The organism is Variovorax sp. GW821-FHT09D05, from assembly GCF_059416325.1.
This window is the reverse complement of sequence record NZ_JBWKOZ010000003.1, coordinates 44,738-70,615: the sequence shown is the minus strand read 5'-3', so window position 1 is coordinate 70,615 and position 25,878 is coordinate 44,738. Positions and strand designations below refer to the sequence as shown.

The following is a 25,878-nucleotide window of genomic DNA, read 5'->3' as shown; positions in this document are numbered from 1 at the left end:
CAAGGTGTAGCGGCTACACCAGCCGGTGGATTGCCTTCTTGCGCCACACCAACTGGTAGTACGCGGTCTGCAGCAGCAGCATCGCGCCGAAGGTCACGGGGTAGGCGATCCAGATCCCGTCGAGCCCGATGCGGTGGCTCATGACCCAGGCCACCGGCACTTCCACGCCGAGGATGCAGACGATGGAAATCAGCGTGGGCACCAGCACCGAGCCGCTGGCGCGCATGATCCCCGACAGCGCAGCGGCCATGCCGAAGATCACGAGGCTCCACAGCATGATGTGCAGCAGCGTCTGGGCGATTTCGATCACCGGCGCGCTGGTAATGAAAAAGCCCATCAGCGGCCGCGAGAACAGGTAGCCCAGCAGCACGAGCCCGCCGGTCAGCACCAGGTTCATCAGCAGCGCCGTCTTCGCGATCGCGCCGAGCCGGTTGGCGCGGCCCGCACCGATGGCCTGCGCGCCGAGGATCGACGCGGTGATGGCAATGGAGATTGCCGGGAACTGCACGTACGCCACCACCTGGTTCACCGCGCCGTAGGCGGCCGTGGCATTCGAGCCGTAGCCGTTGACCATAGAAAGCAGCACCACCTCGGCCAGCGCCACGACGATCATCTGCACGCCCGTGGGCACGCCGATGCGCAGTACGGCCTTCAGCAATTGCGGCTGTATGCGCAAGTTGCGCATGAATGCCGCGTCAGGCGCGAGCGGGCTCTTTTTCTGGCGCAGCCGGAAGCCGAGCCACGTGGTCGCCACGATGAAGGACAGCACCGACGCCCACGCGCCGCTCGCCACGCCGAGCTGCGGAAGACCGCCCCAGCCGCGAATGAGCGCGGGGGTAACCACCAGCCCGATGAGCGTCGAGATCACCAACGTGAGAAGCGGCGTGACGGTGTCGCCTACGCCGCGCAGCATTGCGGTGGCCAGCAGGAACACGAAGACGCCAGGCATCGCGATCAGCATGATGCGGGCGTAGCGCGTGGAGTCGGCCAGCACGTCGGGCGGCGTGCCCAGCGCGGCCAGCATCGGCGTGGTGAACGCGCCGCCGAACACCGCGATCACCAGGCCCATCAGCACGCCGACGGTAAGCGTGGTGCCGGCCACGGCCTTGGCCTTGGCAACGTCGCGCGCGCCCCAGGCTTGGCCGATCAACACCGAAGCGCCGGCGCCCAGGCCGATGATGAAGGCGATGAAGAAGAACATCACCGGAAAGAAGCTCGACACGGCGGCCAGCGCGCCCACGCCAAGCATCTGCCCCACGTACACGTTGTTGAGCGTGCCCGAGAGCGATTGAAGGATGTTGCTGAGCAACATCGGCGCGAGGAAGAAAAGAAAGACCTTCCACAGCGGACGCGGCGCATTGACTGGCGCCACGGGCACGCCTTGCAGGCCGCTGGGGTCGGCGCTGCTGCCGACGCCGGTTGTCTCGGGTGTTGTTCTCATTGGGGAGGCCAGCCTGCGGCCGACAGTTTCTGCAAATGGGCACGCACGTCGGCGGGCCAGGGCTCGATCAGGTTGCCGAAGCGTTGCTCCTCGCCGGCGAACAGTGCGCGGGTGGCTTCCTCGAAGCCGGGCAGGTTGCCCGCGATGGCGGTCATGAAGCGGTAGGTGGCCTCGTGTGCGGCACGCACGGTGTCGCGCTCGGCGTTCACGCGGCGGGCGTCGTCGACCAGCTTGCGCAGCGCGACCGAGGCGCCGCCGGGCTGGCGTCCGAGCCAGTCCCAGTGGCGCGGCAGCAGCGTGACTTCGCGTGCGACCACGCCGAGCTTGGGCCGGCCAACGCCGCGCGGGGCATCGTCGCGGTGCTCGGCTTCGTGATCGCGCAACTCGGGCAACAGCTCACGCAGGTCGAGGTCGAGTTGCGTGCCGGTCTGGTCGTCGAAAACAAGGTACGGCCCGGGGTCGTCGCGGCGGCGCAGCTGGTCGAGCACTTCGGCCTTGCTGCCCTGTGCGATGCGCTGGAAGCCGAAGAACACGGTCAGAGTGGTGGGTGGGGTGTCAGATGACATTCGGGTGTTTTGTTCCTGGGGGTGCCAAGCGAAACGAGGTGCGTAATCTACTCGCTGATGCGCTCCGGCGTGCGGCATCTCGCCGCCGTACGTTGCGTGGGCGCTCATGCCGTGTTGTAGCCGTTCGGGCCGAAGCATTGAAGCTCTTCCTGCCAGAGCGGCAGGAGCCTGTCGAGTTCGGCCTTGCGATCGAAATCGGGGTCTTCGCGTTCCTTGATCCGGTCGATCACTTCGAAGATGAAATTGCCGGCGCCGTGCACGTTCCAGTCTTGCTGGAGCGCCTTGTTGCGGTGAGCGGGCATGTTCAGCTCGAAGCGCGCGCGGTTCATCGCGCCTTCGACGTCGAGGCTGCCGGCCACGTAGACGCGGCCGCTCAGCTTGTTTCGGATGACGAAGACGCCGGCCGGGCGCGGGGTTTCCTTGTACTGGCGGGTGAGGGCGCGCCGGGTTTCTTCAGAGAGGTTCATGTATCAAATATTACCCGGGTTAAATTGGAATGACAATATACCCGGGTAAAAATGAACCAACTCAACCTTCCCTGAACCGCCGCCAGCCCCGCGAAATGCGCCGGTTCAGCGCCCGCACCAGGCGCCACGGGCGGCTCTGGCGAACGATGGTGAGCACATGGTCCTTCCAGGCCTTCCACCTGGGATACCAGCGGGCGAACCACGGAATGCGCATCAGCGGCCCTTCGACCAGCTGGAAGATCCGCGCGACGACGGCCGTGCCCGCCAGCTTGGCCAGCACGAGCACGGTGAGGCCCGTGGCTGCATGGCCGCGGCTGAAGAGAAAGAGAGCCAGCACCTTCACCGGAAGCAGCAGCAATACGGGCACGAAGAAGGCCAGCACCGCGCCCCAGGGCGGCAGCCGGCGCAGCCGGTCTTCAAGCGCGGCCCAGAAGGGAAGGCGGGACAGCCGTGCCGCCAGCGCAGCCAGTGGCTCCCAGCCCCACTCCTCGAAGAGCAGCAGGGGAACGATGAGCGCGGTGCCAACGGCGCGGAGCAGGGCACGCAAGACGCGCAGGACGCGCGCGAGGAATGTCATCCGCGAAGGGTAAGGCAGCGCAAGCCCGCGGCCGCCCGGCCGCGCGGGCCTGCGCTGTTTATTTCTTCTCCGGTACGAAGAAGAGGTATTCGCCGCGTCCCATTTCGGGAGTGATCTCGTAGCCGGAGCACAGGTCGCTCGCGCACTGCAGGATGATCACGCGCGGCCAGATCGTCGCGGCTGTCGGAAAGCCCGGCAGGTATTGCGGCACGTGCCACACGCCCAGGGTGCCGACCGGCTCGGCGTTCTCGGTGCCCCGTGCGTTCTGCAAGCCGCTGCCCATGTTCATCCGCTCGATGCGCAGCACCGGCGGCGAGGGCGCGGCCGCTGCAGCCGCGACTGTCGCCGTGCAGCAGGCCGCCAGCCAGAGGATTACGGTCCTGGTCATGTCAGGCTCCACGCGGTCATTGCCGGACTGCCATCGATGCGGACGCAACGTCGCCGGCCGGCCGTGCCGCGCGAATGGCGGCCACTTCGCCCGGATCCATTGCCGTCACCGTAGCGCTGGCAACGGGCATCGACACCGCCGCCGGAGGCTCGTCCTGGGCCGTGGCCACCGGCTGCGCGGGGGGCGTGACTTCGGCGATGGGCGCTGGTGGCAGCGGTAGTGGGGCCGAGGCGGGAGCGGGCGGTGCAGCCGGCGCGACAGGGGCAACGGCCGCCACGGGTTGCGGTGCCACTGGTGCCGCTGCGACGGGTGCCACCGGCGCGGCTGCTGCCACCGGGCGCGCCGGTGCCGGGAGCGCGCCGCTGGCCGACGCCTGCGGACCGTAGGCGGTCACGCGCTCGTCCGCTGTCATCGACTGCGGGCATTTCGTGCCCGTCATCTCCAGCGCCGCCAGGGCCGCGGGGTCCATGCAGTCCATGGCGAGCGAGGCTGCCTTCATGCCCTTGTTCCAGAGTTCGCGGCTCATCTTCAGGCGCTTGCAGTGCTCGTCCGTCCAGGTGGTGCCGAAGCTGAGTCCGACGCCCGGTCCGTTCGCGCTTGCGCTCGTGCTGCCCATGCAGGTGTCGTTGCTCGTCGTCAGGTTGGGGCCGTTGACCGACGGCACGTTCTTGATCGTGTAGCTGCCCCGGTAGTCGACGGTGCTCGTCGTGGCGCCCGTGTTGTTGACGTTCTGGTTCAGCGTCGCCCGGGTGTCTGCAGGGGTGTTGGTGTTGAAGTTCACGGCCTGGGTGTTGCCCTGGGCCGAGGTGGTGGCTGAGCTCGATGACTGGTTGTTGGCACCGCCCGCCGTGGTCTGCGCCATGGCGCCCGCGGACAAGCCCAGCAAGGTCAGGACAATAAGTTTTTTCATGTTCTCAACTCCTTTGGAAGCCGGGGAGGGGCTAGCCCCTCCCCATTTCTGAGTGCAACAACCGGTGCGAGAACGGCTCAGGGAGCCGATGCAGTTGCGCCGGAGCCAGCCAGGCCGCCGGTACCGCCACCATTGCTGAAGCCGGCGGCATTGCCGAAGCTGAGGTTGGTCACGCCGAAGGAGCCGCCGGTCGAGCCCGCCGTCGCCGAGGTGGTCGTGCCGTTGACGAAGCCGTTGACGGCGCCCGACGAGGCATTGAAGCTCGACGTCGTGCCGGAGGTGCGCGTTACCACGGCCAGACCGCCGCCAGGACCCGCGGCCGTTGCGGCCGTGTTGTTGGTCGTGGAGCCAGCGGTTCCGCCTGCGCTGCCGCTCACGGAGTTGGGGCCGCCCGCGCTGTAGTTGGCATTGGCGGTCGCGCCTGCATTGGCCGAGGCATTGGCAGCGCCCGCTGCGGCGCCATTGCCTGTCGTTGCAGCCACGCTGGTCACGCGGCCTTGCGTGGTCGCCGAGCCGCCTGCCGTTGCGCCACCGATGCGCAGACCCGGAAAGCTGACTGCGCCGCCGGCAGCGTTGGCGCTGGCCGACGAGCTGGAATTGGCCGCGTTGTAGCTCAGTGCACTGCCCGTGCCCGAGCTGGCTGCAACGGATCCGGCGGAACTGGAAGAGCCGGTCGTCGTACTGGTGGCGGCGAGGGCCGTGGTGCTGGTTGCCGAGGCAACGCTTCCAACCAGAACCACTGCGATCGCGATGAGTGTCTTCTTCATGATGCTTCCTCGAAAGTTGTTGAAACGAACCCGATTGCCGGATCGATCCGGCCATCAGCTAGCGGTCAGTGGCACTGCTTGAAATGCTTCCGTCACGACCGAGGTGCAGTTTCTGCGTCGAGGAACCAGCGAAAAATGCCCAGTGCTGGGTAGAGCAAGGCTATGGCGAAAGGTGTGTTTTGCACCGTTTCGGGGGCCGCGGGTGGAGGGCCCCCCGATGCAATGTCCGAGAGAAAAACTACAACTTTCGATGGACATTGTTGACTAATGGAAACAAAATGCAACCAAAGTAATCAAAAAAACTGAAACCAAAAATTTGAGTAGAAATGAATTAACTTTTGGTCACGAACAAGATGTGCTATGTGTCACAAAGGGGCTGGAATGGAAAGCGATCTCGACATTTCATTGACAGATGTGGGCAGCGGGGGTAAGCAATACGCCAATCCCGGCCAGTTCGGCGGGCTTCTCTCGCCGTCCGCCGACACTCTCCCGTGGCCTGATTTCCTGACCGGGCAACAGACCAAACCCGTGCGCGTCCTGCTGGTGGACGACGACCCCTTCGTGCGTCGCGTCATCGCCCAGGAATTGCTGGGCGACCTGCGCATTCAGCTCGAAGGGCAAGCCGGCACGCTGCGCGAAGGCCGACGATTGCTGCTGCAGCATGAGTTCGACGTGCTCATGGTCGACATCCGCCTGGGCGACGGCAGCGGATTCGAGCTCATCGAAGAGGCCAAGCGGCATCGCAGCGCGGCGGAAATCATCGTCATCTCGGCGCTCGAGGACGAACCCCAGGTGCTGCATGCCTTCGAACTCGGCGCTTCCGGCTACTTGGTCAAGAACGCCTGGTTCCAGAGCTATGCCCAGGCCGTGCTGCAGGTGGTGAACGGTGGGGCCGCCATCACCCCGCGGCTGGCGCGCCGGCTGCTCGTGCACCTCGATCACAAGCGCTCCAACGTCAATCCGGTGCGTCCGCCGGACACCAAGGCGACGTTATCCGCGCGGGAGCGCGAAGTGTTACGACTTGTAGCGACAGGCTACGTTACCGAGGAAATCGCGCTGCAGCTCACCATCAGCGCCCAGACGGTTAACGCGCACGTCAAGAACATCTACCGCAAGCTGCACGCCCACACCCGCGCGCAGGCCGTGAGCTTTGCCTCCCACCGGGGGCTTCTGTAGCCCATGCCATGCTGGCGCCGCAGGCCCTTTCTTTACCGCACTTCCTGGAAGACCAGTTCGTGTGGCTGTCGATCGGCTCGTGGTGCGTGCTGTTGACGTGGCTGCGCACGCGCGTCTCGCGCCGGCGGCTCCTGATGTGGGCCGGCCTGGCGGGTGCGCTGCACCTGACGCCCGTGACCGCGCAGGTCATTCGGGCCACTTCGGCCATCGGCGTGACGGCGGATGGCATGCCGTTCGCCTTCTGGGCGCTGCAGGCGCTGAACGTGGCCGTGCTTGCCGCGCTCATCGCGAGCGTCTGTTTTCTTGCCTTCCGGCGCCGTGCCGCAGACCATCGGCCGTCGCAGGCGGTGGTCGCCGAAAGACGGCGCATCGCCAACGATCTGCATGACGGCGTGGGCTCCCGGCTGGTGGCGCTGCTGGCCAGCCAGGACCCCCGGTCCGCCGGGCCCGGCAGCCTGTCGATGGCCCTGCAGGACTGCCTGCTCGAACTCCAGATGACGGTGGACGACCTCGACGACCAGACTTCCGCCACCGTCGTCGAGCGACTGGCCCACGTGCGTTACCGGCTGCAGCCCGCGTTCGACCGGCTCGGCATCGGGCTCGAATGGCACATCGCCAGTGAGGCCCACACCCGCTGGGTGCCGCCGGAAACCGCGATGCAGATCTGCCGGGTGGCGCAGGAAGCCATGTCCAACGCGCTGCGGCATGCGCAGGCGACCCGTGTCGAACTGCGCTTCGGCCTTCGCGACCGGGGATTGCTGATGCTGGAGGTGCGCGACGACGGCCGCGGGCTGGGTTCGCGAAGCGCGTCTTCCACCGATACGGGCAAGGGCCTGCGCAGCATGCGCTCCCGGGCCGACGCCATCGGCGGCGAGCTGACGATCGAAAATGCCGCGCCGCGCGGGCTGAGCGTGCTGCTGGTGGTTCCAAGCCAGGCGCAGGCGCCAGCCGGCACCCGGGCCGAAGCGGAAAGCATGCTGTAACACGCCCGCCGGGCCGCCCGGACGGACGCCATCCGCGCCTATGGCAAACTCCCGCGCTTTGCCAGGGACGCGCTCAAGACATGCAGAAAATCATTCGCCAGCTCGCCGCCGAAATCAAGGTCGGCGAGAACCAGGTGAAGGCCGCCGTCGAACTGCTCGACGGAGGCGCCACGGTTCCATTCATCGCCCGCTACCGCAAGGAAGCCACCGACGGCCTCGACGACACCCAGCTGCGTGAACTGGAAGCGCGTCTTTCCTACCTGCGCGAACTCGAAGACCGCCGCGTGGCGGTGCTCAAGGCCATCGACGAGCAGGGCAAGCTGACCCCCGAACTGCGCGCCGCGATCGAATTCGCGCCGACCAAGCAGGAACTCGAAGACCTGTACCTGCCGTTCAAGCAAAAGCGCCGCACCAAGGGCCAGATTGCCCGCGAATTCGGCATCGAGCCGCTGGCCGACAAGCTGCTGGCCGACCCGACGCTCGACCCGGCCGTCGAAGCCAAGGCCTTCCTGCAGCCCGCCACCACGCTGGACGACGGCAAGCCGGGCCCCGATTTCTCCACCGTACCGCTCGTTCTCGACGGTGTGCGCGACATTCTTTCCGAGCGCTGGGCCGAAGACGCTGCACTGGTGCAGGGGCTGCGCGAATGGCTCTGGGCCGAGGGTCTGCTCAAGTCCAGCCTGATGGCCGGCAAGGACGAGAACAACGCCGACATCGCCAAGTTCCGCGACTACTTCGAGTACGACGAGCCCATCGGCCGTGTGCCTTCGCACCGTGCCCTGGCCGTGTTTCGCGGCCGCGCGCTCGACATCCTCGATGCCAAGCTGGTGCTGCCCGTGGAGCCCGAACCGGGCAAGCCCAGCATCGCCGAAGGCCGCATCGCGCTGCACCTGGGCTGGAGCCATGCGGCTCGTCCGTCGGACGACCTGATCCGCAAATGCGTGGCCTGGACCTGGCGCGTCAAGCTGGCGTTGTCGACCGAGCGCGACCTGTTCACCCGCCTGCGCGAAGACGCCGAGAAGGTCGCCATCAAGGTGTTCGCCGACAACCTGCGCGACCTGCTGCTGGCCGCGCCCGCCGGCCCGCGCGTCGTGATGGGCCTGGACCCGGGCATCCGCACCGGCGTGAAGGTGGCCGTGGTCGACTCCACCGGCAAGCTGGTCGAAACCGCCACTGTGTTCCCCCACGAGCCGCGCAAGGACTGGGAAGGCTCGCTGCACACGCTGGGCAAGCTGTGCGCCAAGCACGGCGTGAACCTCATCGCCATCGGCAACGGCACCGCCAGCCGCGAAACCGACAAGCTGGCCGCCGACCTCATCAAGCTGCTCGCCAAGATGGCCGCCCAGGCCGGCGCGCCCGAAATGAAGGTCGACAAGGTCGTCGTCAGCGAAGCCGGCGCTTCCGTGTACTCGGCCAGCGAATTCGCCTCGCAGGAAATGCCCGACGTGGACGTGAGCCTGCGCGGCGCCGCCTCCATTGCACGCCGACTGCAAGATCCACTGGCCGAACTCGTGAAGATCGACCCCAAGAGCATTGGCGTGGGCCAGTACCAGCACGACGTGAACCAGAGCGAACTTGCGCGCACGCTGCAGGCCGTGGTCGAAGACTGCGTGAACTCGGTGGGCGTTGACCTGAATACCGCGAGCGTGCCGCTGCTCAGCCGCGTCTCGGGCCTGTCGGCCAGCGTGGCCAAGGCTGTGGTGCGCTGGCGCGAAGCCAACGGCGCGTTTTCCACCCGCAAGCAGCTGCTAGACGTGACCGGCTTCGGCCCCAAGGCCTTCGAGCAGAGCGCGGGCTTCCTGCGCATCCGCGACGGCGCCGACCCGCTGGACATCACCGGTGTGCACCCCGAAACCTATCCGCTGGTCGAGCAGATCATCGTGAAGACCGGCAAGCCCATCGCCGAGCTGATGGGCCGCGCCGACATGCTCAAGACGCTGAAGCCCGAGCTGTTCGCCAACGAGAAGTTCGGCGTCATCACGGTCAAGGACATCCTGGGCGAACTCGAAAAGCCGGGCCGCGACCCGCGCCCCGACTTCAAGGTGGCGCGCTTCAACGACGGCGTGGACGACATCAAGGACCTGGTCGAGGGCATGATCCTCGAAGGCACCGTGAGCAACGTGGCCCAGTTCGGCGCCTTCGTCGACCTCGGCGTGCACCAGGACGGCCTGGTCCACGTGAGCCAGCTGAGCCACAAGTTCGTCAACGACGCACGCGAAGTCGTCAAGACCGGCGACATCGTCAAGGTCAAGGTGATGGAAGTGGACGTGGCGCGCAAGCGCATCGGCCTGTCGATGAAGCTCGATGCGGCGCCTGCGCGCCGCGACGGCCCGCGCGACAACCGCTTCGAAGGAGCGGGGCGCGGCCAGCAACAACAAGGCCGGCGCGACAACTCGCCGCAGCCCGCGGGGCAGATGGCGAGTGCTTTTGCCAAGCTGCAGGGGCTGCGCAAGTAAGCGGATTCCTCACCTGTTAAACTAGTCAGATAACTAGTTTGATGGGTGGTTGCAATGAAAACCTGGCCTGTGCAGGACGCCAAGGCGCGTTTCAGTGAGTTTCTCGAGGCCTCTCTCGTCGAAGGGCCGCAAATGGTGACGAAGCGTGGAGCCGAGGTGGCCGTGCTTGTTCCTGCAGCTGAATGGCGGCGCTTGCACGCCACGGCAAAGCCATCGCTCAAGGACCTGCTGCTCTCGACGGAAGCACGCACCGAATTCCTGGTTCCGCAGCGGGGTGCCGCACGCAGGCGCCGCATCACGCCAATGCGCTGAGGCCGGTATGTATCTGCTGGACACGAACGTCATTTCCGAACTTCGCAGGCCTCGTCCGCACGGCGCGGTCGTCGCGTGGCTCACGCCCATTGTGGACAGCGATCTTCATCTCTCGGCGGTGACGCTAGGAGAGATCCAGGCCGGCATCGAACTCACACGCGAGCAAGACGCCGCCAAGGCCGGCGAGATCGAGCAATGGGCCGCATTGGTTGCAGCTTCCTACAACGTTCTCCCCATGGATGCAGAAACCTTCAGGCTCTGGGCGAAGCTGATGCATCGCAGTTCGAACACGCTGTATGAAGACGCGATGATTGCCGCCACGGCAAAGCAGCATGCGCTGACCGTAGTGACCCGCAACGTGAGCGATTTCGCAGGGTTTGGCGTCGAGGTGCTCAACCCCTTCGAGCACACACAGGCATGAAAGCCCTGCGCATCTACGCCGGCCCCGCGGCCCGCAAGCACATCGAACAGCACGGCCTGCGCCCGCAGGACGTGCGCACCATCCCCGGCGCGGCCGGCGGCCCCAAGGGGTTGATCCTCGGTGCGCTCGACCGCTTCATCTTCGGCCGCTGGCTCACGCAGTCGAGCCAGCAGGTGCATCTGGTGGGCGCCTCCATCGGCGCATGGCGGCTGTCGACGGCCTGCCTGGCCAACCCTGACGCCGCTTTCGAACGCTTCGAGCACGACTACGTGCACCAGCAGTTCGAAGTGCCGCCGGGGCAGAAGAGGCTCAGCCCGAGCCAGCTCAGCGAGCGTTTCGCCGAAAGCCTCGAATCCTTCTACGGCGGGCGCATCGGTGAAGTGCTGAGCCATCCGCGCTATCGCCTGCACGTGGTGACATCGCGCGGGCGCCACATCCTTGGGCGCGAGGGCAGGGCGCGCACGCCGGTCGGCTACCTGGCCGCCTTTGCCACCAACAGCCTGCACCGCAAGAGCCTGGGCGCGTGGCTGGAGCGCTGCGTGTTTTCCACGCCCGGCGCGGCCTTGCCCTTCGGCACGCGCGACTTCCGCACGCGTCAGCATGCGTTGAGCGAGGCCAACTTCAACATGGTGCTGCAGGCCTCGTGTTCCATTCCGTTCCTGCTGGCGGCGGTGCACGACATTCCGGGCGCGCCGCGCGGTGCCTACTGGGACGGCGGCATCACCGACTACCACCTGCACCTCGACTACCAGCCGGCCGATGAGGGCATCGTGCTGTACCCGCACTTCCAGCAGGCGGTGGTGCCGGGCTGGCTCGACAAGGGCCTGCGCTGGCGCCACAAGGCCAGCGGCTTCCTCGACCGCATGGTGGTGCTCGCGCCCGACCCCGAATGGGTGCGGTCGCTGCCCAACGGCAAGCTGCCCGACCGCAAGGACTTCATCCACTTCGCCAACGACGCGCAGGCACGCATCTCCGCCTGGGGCCGGGCCACGCGCGAGGCACGGCGGCTGTCGGATGAGTTCGAAGGCTGGCTTCAGCGCGACGGCGTGCCCGAGACGCTGCCGCTCTGACCGAGAAGCGCCAGCGGCGCGGCGCAGTCGAGGATGTTCACTTCCACCTCATCGCCGACCTTGAGCGAGGCGCCCGTGGGCCAGTGCCCTGTGCCGATCGAACGCGTGTGCACGCCGCCGTTGCGGTAGCGCACGATGGCGTAGGGCGCTGCGGCACCGCCCTCGACGCCGCAATCATGGTCGGCCGTTTTGGCCAGATCGTCCGCGCGGCCGACGCTGACGACCTGCGCGGTCCGCCAGCCGGCCGAGTGATCGAACGAGTGCGCATCGAAGGCGGTGCAGCCACCGAGCGTCAATGCCCACAGAGCGACCATGCGACGCATACCTTTCATGGCACTGGCCCGACGGCCGCCGTGGCCTGGATCTCGACGCGGTATTCCGAGTCGATCAGCTTCGCTCCTACCGTGGCGCGCGCCGGCGTGTGGCCGGCAGGCACCCATTCGTCCCACACAGAGTTCATCGCGGCGTAGTCGCCCACAGTGCGCAGGTAGATCGTCACGCTGACCAGGTCTTTCTTCGTTGCGCCCTGCGTGGCGAGCATGTCGTCGATGTGATGCAAGATCTCGCGCATCTGCCCGGTGATGTCGAGCGACGGGTTCTCGGCCACCTGGCCGGAGAGGTAGAGCAGGCGCGCGGCGCCCAGGTCGACGGTCACCATCTCGCTGAAGCGGGGGCCCATCTCGTGGCGGATGATGTTCATGGCGATGCGGGGGAATGGGAAGAAGACGAGGCGGCTAGCTGCGCCGATGGAGCAGCAGTATTCCACCAGCCGCCGCCGAGCGCCTGGAAGAGGGCGGCCGCGTCGGTCAGCCGCAACGCGCGGGCCTGCACGAGATTGAGCAGCGCCTGCTGCTGAGCCTGCTGCGCAATGCGCAGAGACAACGCGCTGGCGTCACCAAGCCGCACCTGCGCCCGCGTGCGCGCCAGGCTCTGCGAGGCCGTGCGCTCGGCCTTCAGGGCCGCCTGCAGCGTGCGTGTGTCGGCGTCGATGGCCTCGAGCGTGTTAGCGACGTCCTGGAAGGCGGCGAGCACCGTCGCTCGGTACTGCGCGGCCGCCTGGTCGAACGAGGCCCGCGCGGCGGCTTCGCGGTGCTTGAGAGCGCCGCCATCGAAGATGGGCTGGGTCACGCTGGCGGCCACGGTCCAGAACAGCGATGACGACTTGAACAGCTCCGACAGCGTGTAGGCCGACGAACCATACGAGTTCACCCCCAGCGTCACGTTCGGCAGTCGTGCAGCGACCGCTACGCCGATGGCGGCGCTGGCCGCCTGCAACTGCGCCTCGGCCGCGCGAACGTCAGGCCGGTGCTCGACCAGGCTGGATGGCAGGGTCAGCGGCAACTCCGCAGGCAGTTGCAAGGCATCGAGATCGAAATGCGCCGCCACGCCTTCGCTCGGGTAGCGGCCTGCCAGCGTGGCCAGCAGGTTGCGCTGCTGCGCAAGTTGCTTGTCGAGCGGCGGCAGCGTGGCCTCGGTGGCGGCCAGCGAGGCTTCTTGCGCATCGACGTCGGCCAGCGCCACCTGTCCCAGCGCCTGCTGCTTGCGATAGGCCTGCAGCACTTCTCTCTGCCCCTCGATGATGGCCAGCGTGGCTTGCTGCTGCTCGCGCAGCGAGGCTTCGGTGATCGCGGCGGCGACCACGTTGCTGCTCAGCGTGAGCTTCGCGGCCAAGCTCTGGAAGCGCTGCAGCTCGGTCTGCGCCTGCGAGCCCTCGACCTGCCGGCGCGTGGCGCCGAACACGTCCGGCGTGTACGACACCGTTACCTGTGCGGTGTGCAGCGTGTACAGGTTCGCGTTGGAAGAAACCGGACTCGCGACCGCGCTGGCCACGCGCTGCCGAGTGGGCGAGTAGCCCAGCGCCACGCTGGGCCAGAACGCGGCGCGATCGGCGGCTTCGTTCTCCTGCGCCGCGCGCAGGGCGGCATCTGCGGCCTCGATGGTCGGGTTGCCCGCCAGGCTCTGCGTTACCAACGCGTTCAGCGGCTCGGAGCGAAAGGCCTGCCACCACTGTGCAGGCACGTCGAGCTCGGGTGACAGGTGCGCCAATGGCACGCCTTCGGCCTCTTTGCTGCTGGGCGACGAGGTCGTGTACTGCGTGGGCAGGTTCAGCGGCGGTCGCACATAGTCTGGCCCGACCGCGCAGCCACCCAGCAGCAGCGCGATGCCGGCCGCCATGGGCGCCGCAAGGCTTGTTGTCTTCTTCATGTGTTGTGTCTCCAGCCTTCCTAACGGTCGCGGCGCGAGCGCGTGCCCCAGCCCTTGCGCTCGAAAACGCGCTCCATCGCGAAATACAGCGTCGGCAGGATGAACAGCGTGAGCAGCGTCGACACCACCAGCCCGCCGACCACCACCGTTGCCAGCCCGCGCTGCACGTCGGTGCCCACGCCGGTGGCCAGCGCTGCCGGCAGCATGCCGACCGATGCCACCGTGGCCGTCATCAGCACCGGGCGCAACCGCTCGGCCGCGCCTTCGAGCACCGAGGCTTGCAGGGCAAGCCCTTCGCCGCGCACGCGCCGGAAGTTCGCGACCATGATGATCCCGTTCTGTATGGACACGCCGAACAGCGCGATGAAGCCCACGGCAGTGGCCACGTTGAGCGTTTCGCCCGCCACGTGCACCGCGATCAGCCCGCCCAGCGTGGCCATGGGCACCACGCCGAGGATCAGCGCCACCTGCCGGATCTTTCCGAACTGGAAGAACAGCAGCACCGCCATGATGCAGACCACGATGGCCAGCGACACGCCCAGGCGGGCCTGCGCACGCTGCTGGTTCTCGAACTGGCCGGCCCATTGCAGCCTGAATTTGGCCGGGTCGAACTTCACTTCCTTCGCGATGCGCGCCCGTGCCTCATCGAGATACGAAGCCAGGTCGCGGTCGCGGTTGTCCACGCGCACCGTGATCTGCCGCTCGTTCATCTCGTGCGAGATGGTGCTTTCGCCGGTCTGCAGCCGGATGTCGGCCACCTGCGACAGCGGCACCTTCGCGCCGCTGGAGCTGTTGAGCAGCAACGCGCCGATGGCCTCGGTGTTGCCCTTGGCGCTCTTGGGCATCTTCACTGCCACGTTGTAGGTGCGGTTCTCCGCATACACCGTGATCACCGGCGCGCCGCCGATGCCGGTCTGGATCAGGCTGGCCACGTCGTTCGCGTTGACGCCGAAGCGCGCCGCCGCCTCGCGGTTCAGCTCGATCACCACCTGCGGAATCGGTGGCTCCTGGAACAGCGAAGCCGAGGCCGTGCCGCGCACCGTCTCCAGCAGATCGACGATCTGGTTGCCGATGCGCCTGCTTTCCTTCAGGTCGTCGCCGTAGATGCGCAACACCAGCGGGCTGTGCGCGCCGCCCACCGAATCGTTCACGCCGTCGATGATCGGTTGGCTGATACCCACGTCGAAGCCCGGCATGCGCGCGAAGCGCTCGGTCAGCGTGCGCACGAAGGCGGCCTTGTTCACCCCGGCCGGCCACTCGCTGTAGGGCTTGAGGCCCACGGGCACCTCCATGTGCGAAGGCGTCCACGGATCGGTGCCGTCGTCGTTGCGGCCCAGCTGCGTCACCACGTACGAAACCTCCGGGTATTCGAGCAGCACATGCCGCAGTTCGGTGGCCATCTCGCTGGCCTTGTCGAGCGACAGGCCCGATGGCAGCTGCACCTGCAGCCACAGCGCGCCTTCGTCGATGTCTGGCAAGAACTCGCGTCCGGCCGTGGCGCCCAGCACTATCACCGCGGCCAGCGCCAGCGCGCTCAGGCCGTAGGCGATGGCGGGCACGTCCAGCAGCTTCGCCAGCACGCGGCGGTATGCGCGCATGAGCCACTCCAGCGGCTTGTTGACGAAGGGCTTGCTCGGCTTGCGCAGCGCCACGTAGGCCAGGCTGGGAATGAGCGTGAGCGCGCAGAGCAGGGCGCCCACCAGCGCGTAGCCGACCGTGAAGGCCATCGGCTTGAACAGCTTGCCCTCGGCCCGCTCGAAGGCGAACAGCGGAAAGTACGCGGTGATGATGATCAGCGTGGCGAAGAAGATCGGCCCCGACACGTGACTTACGGTTTCGAGGATGTTTCCCTCGGTGAGCGTGGCTTCGGGTTCTTCCTCGCGCCGCCGCAATATCGCTTCCATCACCACGATGGCCCCGTCCACGATGATGCCGAAGTCGATCGCGCCCAGCGAAAACAGGTTGGCCGGCATGCGGGTGAAGTGCATCACGATGAACACCGTGACCAGCGACATCGGAATGGCCACCGCAGCAACCACCGCACTGCGCGGGCTGCCCAGGAAAAGAATGAGCACGAAGCACACCAGCGCCATGCCTTCGAGCACCGTGTGCGTCACCTTGTCGACGGTGAGCTTCACCAGGTCGTCGCGGTCGATGTAGGGCACGATCTTCACGCCCATGGGCGCGAGTTCGGCCTGCAGTTCGTCGATCTTGGCGTGCACGCCTTCGAGCACGCGAGACGGGTTCTCGTACTTGAGCATCAGCACGATGCCCTCGATGGTGTCCGGGTTGGTGTCCTTGCCGAGGATGCCGCCGCGCTCCTGGTGGCCGAACTGCAGCCGCCCCAGGTCGCGTACCAGCACCGGCGAGCCGCCGTTCTGCGCAACCACCACCGTGCCCAGGTCGTCCAGCGTGTGGATCTGGCCGATGCCGCGCACCACGTAGCTCTGGTCGCCCCGCGCGATGCGTCCGCCGCCCGCGTTGGCGCTGTTGTTGTTGATAGCTGTGACCACGTCGTTCAGCACCAGCCCGTACTTCTGCAGGCGCGCCGGGTCGAGCTCGAGCTGAAATTCGCGCGTGAAGCCGCCGAAGTTGTTGATGTCCACCACGCCCGCCACCTGCTTGAGCGCGGGAATCACCTTCCAGCGCTGCAGCTCCGACAGCTCCATCAGGTTCTTCGTGTCCGATTCGAGCGTGTAGCGGTAGATCTCGCCGGCCGGCCCCGCAACGGGGCCCAGGCCCGGCTGCGCGCCCGAAGGCAGGCTGACCTGCCCGATGCGCTCGGTCACGCGCTGGCGCGCGAAGTAGTCGTCGGTGCCATCCTTGAAGCTCAGGTTGATGAGCGACAGCCCGAAGGTGCTGCTCGAGCGGATCGAGGCCAGCCCCGGCGTGTTGCTCAGCGCGCGCTCCAGCGGCGTGGTGATCTGCTGCTCGATTTCCTCGGCGGCCAGGCCGTTGACCTGCGTCGTTACCTGCACGGTCACGTCGCCGAGATCGGGGTAGGCCTCGACCGTCATCTGCGTCCACGACCAGGCGCCGAACAGAACCAGCGCCACCGACATCGCCCAGGCCAGGTGCCTGCGGCGAAAGAACTGGGTGATGACGAGATTAATCATTCAGCAACACACCACCACGCACCACCACGCGCTCGCCCGCGGACAGGCCGCTGCGGATGCGGACCTTGTCGCCGTCCTCGCGGCCCAGCTCGACCATGCGCCGCACGAAGGTCCAGGGCTCGGCCTCGACGAACACGCTCACGCTGTCGTTGTTCATCAAGAGCGCCGAGGCCGGCACCTGCGGCTGCGCGCCCTGCGGCACGCCCAGCACGGCCGTCGCGTACATGTTGGGCTTGAAGATGCCCTCGGGGTTGGCGAACACGATGCGCGCGCGGGCGCGGCGCGTGTCGGCGTCGAGCACCGCGCTTACGAAGTCGACCTTGCCGCTGAAGCTGCGGCCCGGATAGGCCGCCAGCGTGATGACCGCGTTCTGCCCCGGGGTGACCGCACCCACGACGTTCTCGGGCACGTTGACCGTGACCCAGACCGAGTCGAGGTTCGACACCGTCATCAGCGCCGCATTGGCGTCGTTCAGGTTGGCGCCCGCGGCCGCGTTCAGCGCCGTGACCGTGCCGGCCATGGGCGCGACGATCTTCAGCACCTGGCCGGCTTGCCCGCCGCTGCCTTCAGCGCCCAGGCTGCGCAGGCGCGTTTCGCTGCGGTGCAGCTCCGCTGTCTGCTGCGCGACGCTGCTCTGGGCCGCCTCCACGTCTTTCGCGGCGTTGGAACCGGCCTCGTTCACGCCGCGCGCCCGCACCAGCGCGCGCTGCGCCAGGTCGAGCGCGTCGCGTGCCTTCTGCGCGTCGGCCACCGCCTGCGCGAGATCGGGCGAGGCCATCGTGGCGAGCACCTGGCCGCGCTTGACCGTGTCGCCCAGGCGCACCTTCAGTTCGAGCAGCTTGCCGGTCAGCGGGGGAAGAATGTTGACGGTGCCGGCCGGGTTGGCCTCCACCGTGGCGGGCAGGCTTACTTCGTGCGGCAGGGCGTCCTGGCCCACCGTGGCGACCAGCAGGCGCTCGCGCAGCGGCGAGCCGGCGGGCACGCTCAGGCGGTTGCCCTGGCGCACGAGCATCGGCGCGGGTGCGGCTGCCACGGCGGTGGCGGCATGGGCGGTGTTGTCGAAGGAGTCGACGCACAGCGCCGCGCAGGTCAGTACGCCGAACACGATGCGTGCCGGCGTCATCTGGTACAGGGATTTCTTTTTCATCTTCATCGTCGCAATGCGTCCGTTGCGAGGACGGGCGCGCTGCGCACGGGGTGCCTTCCCCATGCCCTCGATCCGCTCCCGTCTCCTCTCGGCGAGGGTACGAAAGGGCGACTTAAGAAGTTCTCAAGAAATCCTGAAGATGTCTTAAGGATTGGCCCTTGCGCACCCCTGCGGCCTGCAGTCAGGAAGCCGGGGCATGATTCGCGCCATGAGAATTCTGTTGATCGAAGACGACCGCAAGGCTGCCCGGCTGTTGGCCCGGGGCCTGCAGGAAGAGGGCTTTGTCGTCGACGTCGTGCACACGGCGGAGGAGGGTGACGAGGAAGCCTTCGTCGTCGCCTACGACCTGATCGTGCTCGACTGGATGCTGCCCGGTAAGGACGGCCTCACGCTGTGCCGCGATCTGCGCCAGCGCGGCTGCAAGACACCCGTGCTCATGCTCACCGCCCGCGATGCGCTCAGCGACCGCGTGGCCGGCCTCAACACCGGCGCCGACGACTACCTGACCAAGCCCTTTGCCTTCGACGAACTGCTGGCCCGCGTGCGCGCGCTGCTGCGTCGCTCCGAGATCATGCGGCCCGTGGTGCTTTCGCTGGCCGACCTGAGCCTCGACCCGCAAAGCCAGCGCGTGCTGCGCGGCGGCATGGTGCTGGACCTGACGCACAAGGAATTCGCGATCCTTCAGATATTGCTGCGCCATGCCGGCGAGGTGGTGAGCCGCTCGCGCCTGGCCGAGCAGGTGTGGAAGGACGACCTGATCGCCATCGACAACCTGATCGACGTGCACATCAGCAACCTGCGGCGCAAGGTCGACGCGCCGCCGGCCGCGCCGTTGATACAGACCGTGCGCGGGCGTGGCTTCAGGCTGGCGCTGGCCGATGACGGCGTGGTTGGACATGCTTAGTTTCCGCAAGCGGCTGGCGCTGGCACATGTCAGCGTGATCGTGGTGGTGATGGCGATCGCCGCCTTCGGCTCCTACCTTGTGTTCGCGCGCAACGTGCACCGCGAGCTCGATGCCGCGCTGCTCGCGCTGGCCGAGACCGAAATGGGCATGCTGCTGTCCGCCGGCGAGGGCGACACCGTGATCGTGCACGAGGCCCCGCCCGGCCCCGGCGCGCCTTCGTTCGTGCGACTCGACCGGCTGGTGCAGATCGTCGACGCCGAGGGCCGCGTGCTGGCGCGCAGCAGCAACCTCGGCGAGGCGCAACTGCCCATTCCGCCCGCACTGCGCGAGCGGCTCGCGGCGGGCGAGACCGTGTTCGAAACACTCGACGGATTCGGCGAGGAACCGACGCGCATGGTCTCGGTGCCCGTGCCGGGGCGCGGCTCTTCCTTGTTGGCAGTGCAGGTGGCCGGCTCGCTGGACGACGTGAACCGCACGGTGGCGATGGCCAGCGTGCTGTTCCTGATCCTCGGCGGCGCGCTGCTGCTGGCGCTGGGGGCGGCGGGCGCATTGATCACCCGGCGCGCCTTCGGTGCCATCGACGACGTGGTGCAGCAGGCGCATCGCATCGGTGACGCGAACCTGGGCGAGCGCCTGCCGCACCCCGGAACGAACGACGAGATCGGCCGGCTGGTCGACACGCTCAACGCCATGCTGGCGCGCATCGAGCAGGGCATGGAGGCGCAACGGCGGTTCACGGCCGACGCGTCGCACGAGCTGCGCTCGCCGCTGTCGCGGTTGCGCACCGAGCTAGAACTGGCCTTGCGCAGGCCGCGCGAACCGGTGGCCTATGTGGAGACGCTGCATTCCTCGCTCGAAGAAGTCGAATCGCTCACGCTGCTGGTCGAAGAGCTGCTGGTGCTGGCCCGGCTCGACGCAGGGCAGGAACGCGACGCGGCCGAGACGGTGTCGCTGAACGTGCTGGCGGAAGAGGCCGTGCGCCGGCTGGAGCCGATGGCGCGCGAGCGACGGCTGGAGATTTCATTGGAGCCTGCGCCGCCCGTGGCTGCACGGGTGGCGCGCGGCGCGGCGAGCCTCGCGCTGGCCAATCTGCTCGACAACGCGCTCAAGTTTTCGCCGGCCGGCACGACGGTGCGCGTGAGCCTGCGTGCGGACGTGGAGGCGAATGAAGCCGTCCTGAGTGTGGCGGACAGTGGGCCGGGCATTCGCGGAGACGAACTGCCGCATCTGTTCGAGCGCTTCTATCGCGGTGCCACGGCGCGGTCGGACGAGAAGACGCCTGGGCTTGGATTGGGGCTGGCGCTGTCGCAGGCCGTGGTGCATGCGCATGGCGGGCGGATCGAGGCGGCGAACGAAGCGGGCGGGGGGGCGCGCTTCGATATGCGGTTGCCGCTGGCGCGGTGAGGCTGCGGCTTTCCGATGCCGCCTAAGGCTGCCTGGACGGCGAACCGTTCGACAGCGGCGAGCCCGGTGTCAGCCAGACGCTGGTGTCGTCCACCACGCGCGGAGCCGACGATACAGGCGGTGGCGTGGGCTTGGGCTGCGGCGGGGGAGGCTGAGGTGGTGGTGCGTCCGCCCGCCATGTAATCGCCGGCGAGACCCAGGCGCTACCCCTGACGGTCGCAAGCTCCTTGTCCATGAGCGCCTTGGTCCGTTGCTGATTGCGCTTGAGCGAAACGTCCACAGCCGCAAGCGGCACCGGTGGCCGCCACAGCTGCTTGACGAGGCAGTCCAGCACCAGCCGATCGAAGGCCGGGCCGAAGCTGCCTTTGTCGTGTTCCCGGCCGTGATAGCCGAGGATTTCCGCCGTGTCCGCGCATTTCTTCGCGTCGACTTTGCCCTTGGTCAAGCTGGCCACGGTCTTCTTCGCCACGTCGAACTGCGCTACGGCGGGTGCAGGCACCGCTGGAGGAGGCGGCCTTTGCGCGGTGAGCGGCGCCGCCGGGGTGATCGAAGGCACATGCAAGGGAGCCGGCTGGCTGTAGCCAGAGCCGGCCAGGCGCGGAAAGCTCGCAGCGGGCGGTATGTAGGGATCGTTGCTCGACGACAGCATCCTGCCCAGGCTCCCGAGCACAAGGAACGCGAGAAACAGGAAGCCGGCGACATTGTTGGAGCCCTTGTCGCCGGAGGGTTTGGACCGGGCTTTTGCTACCGTGCCATGCGGCTTGCCGGTAACGGCCCGGCGCCACTTGGGCACCTCGGCATCCCACTCCCGCCATTTCAAGAGGTTCTGCGTGTTGGTGACCACGTGCAGCCAGTTCGGCCAGGTGGCGGCCAGCTGCTCGACCAGCGGCAGGTCCTGGATCAGCACGCGGTCGCTCGGGCGGCGGGCGTGGCGCAGGCGGCGGATCAGGTCGCGCTGCGGCGTGCGCTGCGTGTCGAGCTGGCGGTCGTACATCTCCAGTTCGCGGATGGCCACGTCGATGAACTGCCCCGCGGGCCCCAGCCGCAGCAGTCGGCTGCCGTCCTCGCGCCACTTGAAGCACGTCATGGCCGGGCCAAACAGAAACTCGTGGCCGGGTTTCCAGCCTCGCGCGAGGATCGTTGCCAGGCCCCATTCGAAGAGGAACTGCGCGTCGAGATCGAGCAAGCGCGGGTCGTCGAGCATGCGTTCGAGAAGCTGGCGGCCTTCGGCGAGGTCGGTGGGCGGGCGGACTTCCAGGCGCTCCTGCAGTTCGCCCAGCACAGCGCGGGCGAGCGTTTCGGAGTCGGCCAGCCGGGCGCGGGAGGCTGCTTCGTCGTCCTTGCGGTCGGGTGACGCCTCTGGCGCGGGGCCTTGCTGCGGCTGCGGCGCCTCCGCCTCCGGTGCCTCCTGCGCGGCGGCCTGCGCACGCTGCTGCATGTAGTTCGCCCAGCCCATCGCGGTCTCGTAGGCTTCGCGCAGTGCCTGGAAGGCCTCGGGGTCGGCCTCCTGGTCGATCTGCTTCAGGCGCTGGGCGTAGGCCCGGCGTATGGCGCGCTCGTCCGCCTCGTCATCGAGCCCGAGGTGCTGCAGGAAGGGAAACGATTGAGTGCTCATGAGCCAAGCCGGAAATTGACTGGTGCCTTGAACCAGGCATCCACGTTCTGGCCCTCGATCCGGGCCGGCTGGAAGCTGGCCGTGCGCATGCCGCGCACTGCGGCCTCGTCGAGCAGCGCATGCCCAGACCCCTGTACGACGCGCACTTCGCCGATATCGCCGTTCTTGCGAACGAGCACGCCGACGATCACTTGTCCCTGCTGCCCTTCGCGCTTGGCCTGGGCGGGGTAGAGGATCCGGGGGGGCGTGAGGTAGATGGCTGGTGAGCCGACCGTGCCTTCATCGGCGAACTTTGGTGGCGGCTCTCTTGGTATTTCGGACGCCCCTCGGGCATGCGCCTGTGCAACTGTGGCGGCAGGTTTGTCGTCCGGTGCGGTCCACCACAACAGAACGCATAGCCCGACGATGAACAACATGGCCAAGGCGATCTTGCGGCCCAGCGGTTCGGGCTTCGAAGGTGCAGCCGGCCGTCGTCGTGCCGGACTGGCAGCCTCCCGCGCCCATTCGCGCCAGCGCTCGAGGTTGCGTGTGTTGGTCACGATGTGCAGCCAGTGCGGATACAACGACACCATGTGCTCGACTGCGGGCAGGCACACGGCCAGCACCTGGTCGTCCGGCCGCTCGCTCTCGCGCAGCCGCTGGATCAGTTGCTCGCGCGACGCACCGTTGTAGATCGGCGCCTGGCGGCTGCCAAAGGCTTCGAGTTCGACGATCGCGCTGTCCACGACCTGCCCCTCGCGGCCCAGCGACAGCAGCCGCGCCCTGTCGTGGCGCCAGTCGAAGGTTTCGACGGCCACTTCGAACAGCAGTTCGTGCCCCGGCTGCCAGCCCGACGCGAGGATGGCCGTGACGCCCCACTCGAAGAAAAAGCGCGCGTCCATGTCGATGAGGCGCGGATCGTCGAGCGCCTGCTGCAGGCACTCGCGCACTTGTGCGGGCTTGGTGAAGTGCCGCTCGTGCAGGGCCTGCGCCAGTTCTGCGCGCAAGACCTCGGCCATCGCGCGCGGGTCGTGTGGCGTCGCGATGGGCGCGGTTGTCGCGACCTCCGGTGCGGGCAAGGGTGCGGGGGCGGGTTCAGGCTGCTCGTGGTCTTCCGCCTGCTGTTGCAAGCGCCATTGCAGCCACCGCATCGAGGTCTCGTAGGCCTCGCGCAGGGCCTGGAAATCCGCGGGGTCGGCTTCCTGGTCGACGGTCTTCAGGCGCTGCGCATAGGCGCGGCGAACGGCGCGCTCGTCCGCGTCTTCGTCGAGATCCAGGTACCGGAGAAACGGCACGGAACTGGTCATGGGGCCTCGGCCAGCAGGCGTGCGTCAGTCGTCGCCGAGGATGAAGCCCTCGCGCTCGATGTGATTGAGCTGTGTCTCCAACTGGCGCTGGGCCGGTGCGATGACGCGCTTGTCCTGCGAAGCCAGCACGCGTTCGAACTCGCGGATCTGCGCGCCAAGCCAGGCACGCACGTCGCCGCGCAACTGCTGGTAGAGCCGTTCGGCACGCGCCAGCAGCGTGCGGTTTTCGAGCGTGTCGCGCGGGTGGATCTTCAGCTCGTCGAGCGCTAACAGGCGTTCGGCAATTTCGCTTTCCGACAGCAGGCCCGGGTTGCCCTCGATGAGCACGCTCGACTTGTGCTGCGTCTTCTGCACCGTCGCCTCGACCTGCAGCAGGCCGTTGACGTCGTAGGTGAAGCGCACGTCCACGCCCGACTCTTCGGCGGCGATGCCCGGCAGCTCGACGCGCAGCTGCCCCAGGTGGATGTTGTCGCGCACCATGCGCGCCTCGCCCTGGAAGATGTTCAGGTCGACCAGCATCTGGCCCTTGCTGGTCGGAAAGTAGGTCTTGACGCGGCTGATGGGCACCGGGCTGTTGCGCTCGATGATCGGATCGAAGTGCCCCGGCGAAGAGGTGGTCTCGGAGATTCGCATGCTGACCTCGACGCCGAGCGAGTAGGGCGACACGTCGGTCATCACCACTTCCTTCAGCGCCGCGTCCTTGGCCTTCAGCCCGGCCTGCACGGCGGCGCCGAGCGCCACCACTTCGTCGGGGTTGAAGTCGATCGAAGGAAAGCGGCCGAACATCGTGGTGACAAGCCGGCGCACGATCGGCATGCGCGTGGCGCCGCCCGCGAGCACGATGTTGTCGAGTTGCCCGCTGCGCAGGTTGGCATCGCGCAGCGCGCGTTCGACCGGAGTGCGCAACCGCTTGAGCAGCGTGGCGCAGGCTTGTTCGAGCGTGCTTTCGTCGAGTTCGAGCGTGTGCTGCGTACCGCCTTGCCAGACCGACAGGGTGGCCTTGGGCTGCGTGCTCAGCGCACGCTTGGCGGCTTCGGCCGCGCTTGTCAGCTGTTGCATGAAATGCGCGTCCTTGCGCAGCGAGGACGAGAGCTTGCGCCGTTCGAAGAACAGGTCGATCAGCACCAGGACGAAGTCTTCACCACCCAGGAAGTTGTCGCCGGCTGATGCGCGCACCTCCATCACGCCCTCGAACATTTCAAGGATCGACACGTCGAAGGTGCCACCCCCGAGGTCGAACACCAGGAAGCGGGTTTCCGCGCCCATGTGATGCATGCCGTAGGCAAGCGCAGCAGCGGTGGGCTCGTTCAGCAGGCGATCGACGCGCAGGCCGGCCATCTGGCCCGCAGTGCGCGTGGCCTTGCGCTGGGCGTCGGAGAAATAGGCCGGCACGGTGACGACGGCTTCGGTGACTGTCTCGCCCAATGCCGCTTCGGCGTCGGCCTTCAGCGCCTTGAGCACCAGCGCCGACAGTTCCTCGGGGCGGAAATCGCGGTTGCCGAGCCGCAGGGTCTTGTCGCTGCCCATGTAGCGCTTGAATACTGCGGCCGTGCGGTCGGGGTGGGTCTGCAACCGGTCGCGTGCGGCGCGCCCGACCAGCACGGTGCCGTCTTCGTCGAGGCTCACGCACGAAGGCGTCAGCGTGTCGCCCAACCCGTTGGGGATCAGCACCGATTGCCCGTCCCGCCATGCCGCGACCAGGCTGTTGGTGGTGCCCAGATCAATGCCAACGATCATGTCCTCGCTCCCGTGAACTGTTTTGCTGCTTTTTGATGAGCCGCCCCGGGCTGTACCTGCATTTCGGATGCAGACACGGGCTCCCGGGCAACGGCTCGAAATAGTTTAACAATCGGATACGAATTGATTCCTCACGCTGTCGGATCGCGACGGCAGGCACCTGGAAAAAATGCTCATCTTCCTGAAGTTCATCGCCGCCATTGCGCTGCTGGTCTGCATTCATCTCTTCGCGATGGCGGCGTTGGGGCGCTGGTGGGGCATCGCCGTGCGCAAGGTGTCGCTGGGCTTCGGCCCGCGGCTGTTGTCGCTCGGCATCTTTCATCTGCACGCGGTGCCGCTGGGCGGCAGCGTCCAGTTCAAGGACACGCGAGAGGAGGGTGTGCCGCTCGACAAACCGCCCGGCTACTTCGATGACGCCTTCAATCACAAGCCGCGCGCGGTGCAGGTGCTGATTCCGCTGGCGGGTGTGGCTGCGCTCGTCGTTGTCGCGCTGCTGCTGCGCCAGGGAGCCGCAGTACCCAGTCTGGTCCATGGCTTCGCGCAGTTCCTGGAGGGTGCGCTTGATCCGCTGTCCACGGGGCGGCAACTGGTGGAAGGCGCCGATGCCTTTGCCGAGCGACACGCGTTCCTGCCTCTGCTCGGAATGCTCGCCGCGAAGATGGCGGCGGTGAACCTGCTGCCGTTACCGGCGCTGAACGGCGGCCAGGCGCTGCTCACGCTGGTGACGCGCGACCTGCGCGAGACGCCTGCGTGGCAGCGCAAGCTCACGGCGGTTTTCGTGTGGGTCTGGCTGGTGCTGATTGCGTCGTGGCTGTCCGCGATCCTCGCGTACGTCGAAGGGCGCTGACCCGCTCGCCGGGCAAACCCTGACCGTGGCAGCGTGCGGCGCTTCGAGAATGGCCCGGTCCATTCATTCCAAAGCAACGCCG

At 67.3% G+C, this 25,878-nt stretch carries 24 protein-coding genes; 9 read left to right on the top strand and 15 right to left on the bottom strand.

Features of this window, described 5'->3' with window-relative positions; genetic code table 11:
* Nucleotides 1-13 precede the first annotated feature (13 nt).
* The 7 genes from AC07O3_RS08250 to AC07O3_RS08220 all read right to left on the bottom strand — a co-directional run bounded on the left by AC07O3_RS08250 (nucleotide 14) and on the right by AC07O3_RS08220 (nucleotide 5,116).
* Nucleotides 14-1,441 carry an MATE family efflux transporter gene (locus AC07O3_RS08250; protein WP_495339056.1) on the bottom strand — a complete coding sequence of 476 codons (1,428 nt, stop codon included), beginning with the start codon at nucleotides 1,439-1,441 and terminating at the stop codon, nucleotides 14-16.
* Complete coding sequence (locus AC07O3_RS08245) at nucleotides 1,438-2,007, bottom strand: DUF2239 family protein (RefSeq protein WP_093056825.1); 570 nt, start codon at nucleotides 2,005-2,007, stop codon at nucleotides 1,438-1,440. The genes AC07O3_RS08250 and AC07O3_RS08245 overlap by 4 nt, the downstream gene beginning before the upstream one ends.
* Nucleotides 2,008-2,111: 104 nt before the next feature.
* Nucleotides 2,112-2,474, bottom strand: a complete 363-nt coding sequence (locus AC07O3_RS08240; RefSeq protein WP_495339055.1) for a GIY-YIG nuclease family protein — start codon at nucleotides 2,472-2,474, stop codon at nucleotides 2,112-2,114.
* A gap of 61 nt (nucleotides 2,475-2,535) precedes the next feature.
* A complete protein-coding gene (locus tag AC07O3_RS08235; RefSeq protein WP_495339054.1) occupies nucleotides 2,536-3,051 on the bottom strand; it encodes a hypothetical protein in 516 nt (171 codons plus the stop codon).
* A gap of 58 nt (nucleotides 3,052-3,109) precedes the next feature.
* The gene (locus tag AC07O3_RS08230) at nucleotides 3,110-3,439 is read right to left on the bottom strand and encodes a hypothetical protein (RefSeq protein WP_093056822.1); all 330 of its coding nucleotides are present in this window, start codon (nucleotides 3,437-3,439) and stop codon (nucleotides 3,110-3,112) included.
* A 16-nt stretch (nucleotides 3,440-3,455) separates the two neighbouring features.
* Entirely contained in the window at nucleotides 3,456-4,349 is an 894-nt protein-coding gene (locus AC07O3_RS08225; protein WP_307614277.1) for a hypothetical protein, read from the bottom strand.
* A gap of 77 nt (nucleotides 4,350-4,426) precedes the next feature.
* The gene (locus AC07O3_RS08220) at nucleotides 4,427-5,116 is read right to left on the bottom strand and encodes a hypothetical protein (protein WP_093074137.1); all 690 of its coding nucleotides are present in this window, start codon (nucleotides 5,114-5,116) and stop codon (nucleotides 4,427-4,429) included.
* A 381-nt stretch (nucleotides 5,117-5,497) separates the two neighbouring features.
* Between AC07O3_RS08220 and AC07O3_RS08215 the strand changes: the two genes are divergently transcribed.
* From AC07O3_RS08215 to AC07O3_RS08190, 6 genes are all read left to right on the top strand, one after another.
* Nucleotides 5,498-6,292, top strand: coding sequence for a LuxR C-terminal-related transcriptional regulator (locus tag AC07O3_RS08215; protein ID WP_093074139.1), 795 nt, complete (start codon nucleotides 5,498-5,500; stop codon nucleotides 6,290-6,292).
* A gap of 8 nt (nucleotides 6,293-6,300) precedes the next feature.
* A complete protein-coding gene (locus AC07O3_RS08210) occupies nucleotides 6,301-7,275 on the top strand; it encodes a sensor histidine kinase (protein ID WP_495339053.1) in 975 nt (324 codons plus the stop codon).
* Nucleotides 7,276-7,355: 80 nt separating this feature from the next.
* Complete coding sequence (locus AC07O3_RS08205) at nucleotides 7,356-9,731, top strand: Tex family protein (RefSeq protein ID WP_093056817.1); 2,376 nt, start codon at nucleotides 7,356-7,358, stop codon at nucleotides 9,729-9,731.
* A gap of 54 nt (nucleotides 9,732-9,785) precedes the next feature.
* Nucleotides 9,786-10,043, top strand: coding sequence for a type II toxin-antitoxin system Phd/YefM family antitoxin (locus AC07O3_RS08200; RefSeq protein WP_093056816.1), 258 nt, complete (start codon nucleotides 9,786-9,788; stop codon nucleotides 10,041-10,043).
* A 7-nt stretch (nucleotides 10,044-10,050) separates the two neighbouring features.
* A complete protein-coding gene (locus tag AC07O3_RS08195) occupies nucleotides 10,051-10,464 on the top strand; it encodes a type II toxin-antitoxin system VapC family toxin (protein ID WP_093074143.1) in 414 nt (137 codons plus the stop codon).
* A complete protein-coding gene (locus tag AC07O3_RS08190; RefSeq protein WP_495339052.1) occupies nucleotides 10,461-11,534 on the top strand; it encodes a patatin-like phospholipase domain-containing protein in 1,074 nt (357 codons plus the stop codon). The genes AC07O3_RS08195 and AC07O3_RS08190 overlap by 4 nt, the downstream gene beginning before the upstream one ends.
* Here the strand turns inward: AC07O3_RS08190 and AC07O3_RS08185 are convergent.
* From AC07O3_RS08185 to AC07O3_RS08165, 5 genes are read right to left on the bottom strand one after another with little or no spacing between them, the layout of a single operon-like run.
* On the bottom strand, nucleotides 11,498-11,848 hold the full coding sequence (locus AC07O3_RS08185) for a hypothetical protein (RefSeq protein ID WP_495339051.1): 351 nt from the start codon (nucleotides 11,846-11,848) through the stop codon (nucleotides 11,498-11,500). The genes AC07O3_RS08190 and AC07O3_RS08185 overlap by 37 nt on opposite strands.
* Before the next feature lie 14 nt (nucleotides 11,849-11,862).
* Nucleotides 11,863-12,234 (bottom strand): RidA family protein, encoded by a 372-nt coding sequence (locus AC07O3_RS08180; protein WP_093056812.1) that lies wholly within the window; start codon nucleotides 12,232-12,234, stop codon nucleotides 11,863-11,865.
* A complete protein-coding gene (locus AC07O3_RS08175; RefSeq protein WP_495339050.1) occupies nucleotides 12,231-13,739 on the bottom strand; it encodes an efflux transporter outer membrane subunit in 1,509 nt (502 codons plus the stop codon). The genes AC07O3_RS08180 and AC07O3_RS08175 overlap by 4 nt, the downstream gene beginning before the upstream one ends.
* Before the next feature lie 20 nt (nucleotides 13,740-13,759).
* The gene (locus AC07O3_RS08170) at nucleotides 13,760-16,855 is read right to left on the bottom strand and encodes an efflux RND transporter permease subunit (RefSeq protein ID WP_495339049.1); all 3,096 of its coding nucleotides are present in this window, start codon (nucleotides 16,853-16,855) and stop codon (nucleotides 13,760-13,762) included.
* Entirely contained in the window at nucleotides 16,848-18,002 is a 1,155-nt protein-coding gene (locus tag AC07O3_RS08165) for an efflux RND transporter periplasmic adaptor subunit (RefSeq protein WP_495339048.1), read from the bottom strand. Before AC07O3_RS08165 ends, AC07O3_RS08170 begins: the two co-directional genes overlap by 8 nt.
* Nucleotides 18,003-18,210: 208 nt before the next feature.
* Between AC07O3_RS08165 and AC07O3_RS08160 the strand changes: the two genes are divergently transcribed.
* Nucleotides 18,211-18,906, top strand: a complete 696-nt coding sequence (locus AC07O3_RS08160; protein WP_093056809.1) for a response regulator transcription factor — start codon at nucleotides 18,211-18,213, stop codon at nucleotides 18,904-18,906.
* Nucleotides 18,899-20,311 (top strand): sensor histidine kinase, encoded by a 1,413-nt coding sequence (locus tag AC07O3_RS08155; protein ID WP_495339047.1) that lies wholly within the window; start codon nucleotides 18,899-18,901, stop codon nucleotides 20,309-20,311. Before AC07O3_RS08160 ends, AC07O3_RS08155 begins: the two co-directional genes overlap by 8 nt.
* 22 nt (nucleotides 20,312-20,333) lie before the next feature.
* Here the strand turns inward: AC07O3_RS08155 and AC07O3_RS08150 are convergent, their stop codons facing one another.
* From AC07O3_RS08150 to AC07O3_RS08140, 3 genes are read right to left on the bottom strand one after another with little or no spacing between them, the layout of a single operon-like run.
* A complete protein-coding gene (locus tag AC07O3_RS08150; protein ID WP_495339046.1) occupies nucleotides 20,334-21,926 on the bottom strand; it encodes a hypothetical protein in 1,593 nt (530 codons plus the stop codon).
* Nucleotides 21,923-23,212 carry an energy transducer TonB gene (locus AC07O3_RS08145; protein ID WP_495339045.1) on the bottom strand — a complete coding sequence of 430 codons (1,290 nt, stop codon included), beginning with the start codon at nucleotides 23,210-23,212 and terminating at the stop codon, nucleotides 21,923-21,925. Before AC07O3_RS08145 ends, AC07O3_RS08150 begins: the two co-directional genes overlap by 4 nt.
* A gap of 24 nt (nucleotides 23,213-23,236) precedes the next feature.
* Nucleotides 23,237-24,949, bottom strand: a complete 1,713-nt coding sequence (locus AC07O3_RS08140; protein ID WP_495339044.1) for an Hsp70 family protein — start codon at nucleotides 24,947-24,949, stop codon at nucleotides 23,237-23,239.
* Nucleotides 24,950-25,118: 169 nt separating this feature from the next.
* On the opposite strand from AC07O3_RS08140, the gene AC07O3_RS08135 reads away from it, so the two are divergent.
* Nucleotides 25,119-25,796, top strand: a complete 678-nt coding sequence (locus AC07O3_RS08135; protein WP_495339043.1) for a site-2 protease family protein — start codon at nucleotides 25,119-25,121, stop codon at nucleotides 25,794-25,796.
* The last annotated feature ends 82 nt before the right edge of the window (nucleotides 25,797-25,878 follow it).

What these genes read in the sequence shown, in the direction of transcription:
- AC07O3_RS08250 (WP_495339056.1), bottom strand. Translation starts at nt 1,441, where the DNA reads ATGAGAACAACACCCGAGACAACCGGCGTCGGCAGCAGCGCCGACCCC.
- AC07O3_RS08245 (WP_093056825.1), bottom strand. Translation starts at nt 2,007, where the DNA reads ATGTCATCTGACACCCCACCCACCACTCTGACCGTGTTCTTCGGCTTC.
- AC07O3_RS08240 (WP_495339055.1), bottom strand. Translation starts at nt 2,474, where the DNA reads ATGAACCTCTCTGAAGAAACCCGGCGCGCCCTCACCCGCCAGTACAAG.
- AC07O3_RS08235 (WP_495339054.1), bottom strand. Translation starts at nt 3,051, where the DNA reads ATGACATTCCTCGCGCGCGTCCTGCGCGTCTTGCGTGCCCTGCTCCGC.
- AC07O3_RS08230 (WP_093056822.1), bottom strand. Translation starts at nt 3,439, where the DNA reads ATGACCAGGACCGTAATCCTCTGGCTGGCGGCCTGCTGCACGGCGACA.
- AC07O3_RS08225 (WP_307614277.1), bottom strand. Translation starts at nt 4,349, where the DNA reads ATGAAAAAACTTATTGTCCTGACCTTGCTGGGCTTGTCCGCGGGCGCC.
- AC07O3_RS08220 (WP_093074137.1), bottom strand. Translation starts at nt 5,116, where the DNA reads ATGAAGAAGACACTCATCGCGATCGCAGTGGTTCTGGTTGGAAGCGTT.
- AC07O3_RS08215 (WP_093074139.1), top strand. Translation starts at nt 5,498, where the DNA reads ATGGAAAGCGATCTCGACATTTCATTGACAGATGTGGGCAGCGGGGGT.
- AC07O3_RS08210 (WP_495339053.1), top strand. Translation starts at nt 6,301, where the DNA reads ATGCTGGCGCCGCAGGCCCTTTCTTTACCGCACTTCCTGGAAGACCAG.
- AC07O3_RS08205 (WP_093056817.1), top strand. Translation starts at nt 7,356, where the DNA reads ATGCAGAAAATCATTCGCCAGCTCGCCGCCGAAATCAAGGTCGGCGAG.
- AC07O3_RS08200 (WP_093056816.1), top strand. Translation starts at nt 9,786, where the DNA reads ATGAAAACCTGGCCTGTGCAGGACGCCAAGGCGCGTTTCAGTGAGTTT.
- AC07O3_RS08195 (WP_093074143.1), top strand. Translation starts at nt 10,051, where the DNA reads ATGTATCTGCTGGACACGAACGTCATTTCCGAACTTCGCAGGCCTCGT.
- AC07O3_RS08190 (WP_495339052.1), top strand. Translation starts at nt 10,461, where the DNA reads ATGAAAGCCCTGCGCATCTACGCCGGCCCCGCGGCCCGCAAGCACATC.
- AC07O3_RS08185 (WP_495339051.1), bottom strand. Translation starts at nt 11,848, where the DNA reads ATGGTCGCTCTGTGGGCATTGACGCTCGGTGGCTGCACCGCCTTCGAT.
- AC07O3_RS08180 (WP_093056812.1), bottom strand. Translation starts at nt 12,234, where the DNA reads ATGAACATCATCCGCCACGAGATGGGCCCCCGCTTCAGCGAGATGGTG.
- AC07O3_RS08175 (WP_495339050.1), bottom strand. Translation starts at nt 13,739, where the DNA reads ATGAAGAAGACAACAAGCCTTGCGGCGCCCATGGCGGCCGGCATCGCG.
- AC07O3_RS08170 (WP_495339049.1), bottom strand. Translation starts at nt 16,855, where the DNA reads ATGATTAATCTCGTCATCACCCAGTTCTTTCGCCGCAGGCACCTGGCC.
- AC07O3_RS08165 (WP_495339048.1), bottom strand. Translation starts at nt 18,002, where the DNA reads ATGAAAAAGAAATCCCTGTACCAGATGACGCCGGCACGCATCGTGTTC.
- AC07O3_RS08160 (WP_093056809.1), top strand. Translation starts at nt 18,211, where the DNA reads ATGAGAATTCTGTTGATCGAAGACGACCGCAAGGCTGCCCGGCTGTTG.
- AC07O3_RS08155 (WP_495339047.1), top strand. Translation starts at nt 18,899, where the DNA reads ATGCTTAGTTTCCGCAAGCGGCTGGCGCTGGCACATGTCAGCGTGATC.
- AC07O3_RS08150 (WP_495339046.1), bottom strand. Translation starts at nt 21,926, where the DNA reads ATGAGCACTCAATCGTTTCCCTTCCTGCAGCACCTCGGGCTCGATGAC.
- AC07O3_RS08145 (WP_495339045.1), bottom strand. Translation starts at nt 23,212, where the DNA reads ATGACCAGTTCCGTGCCGTTTCTCCGGTACCTGGATCTCGACGAAGAC.
- AC07O3_RS08140 (WP_495339044.1), bottom strand. Translation starts at nt 24,949, where the DNA reads ATGATCGTTGGCATTGATCTGGGCACCACCAACAGCCTGGTCGCGGCA.
- AC07O3_RS08135 (WP_495339043.1), top strand. Translation starts at nt 25,119, where the DNA reads ATGCTCATCTTCCTGAAGTTCATCGCCGCCATTGCGCTGCTGGTCTGC.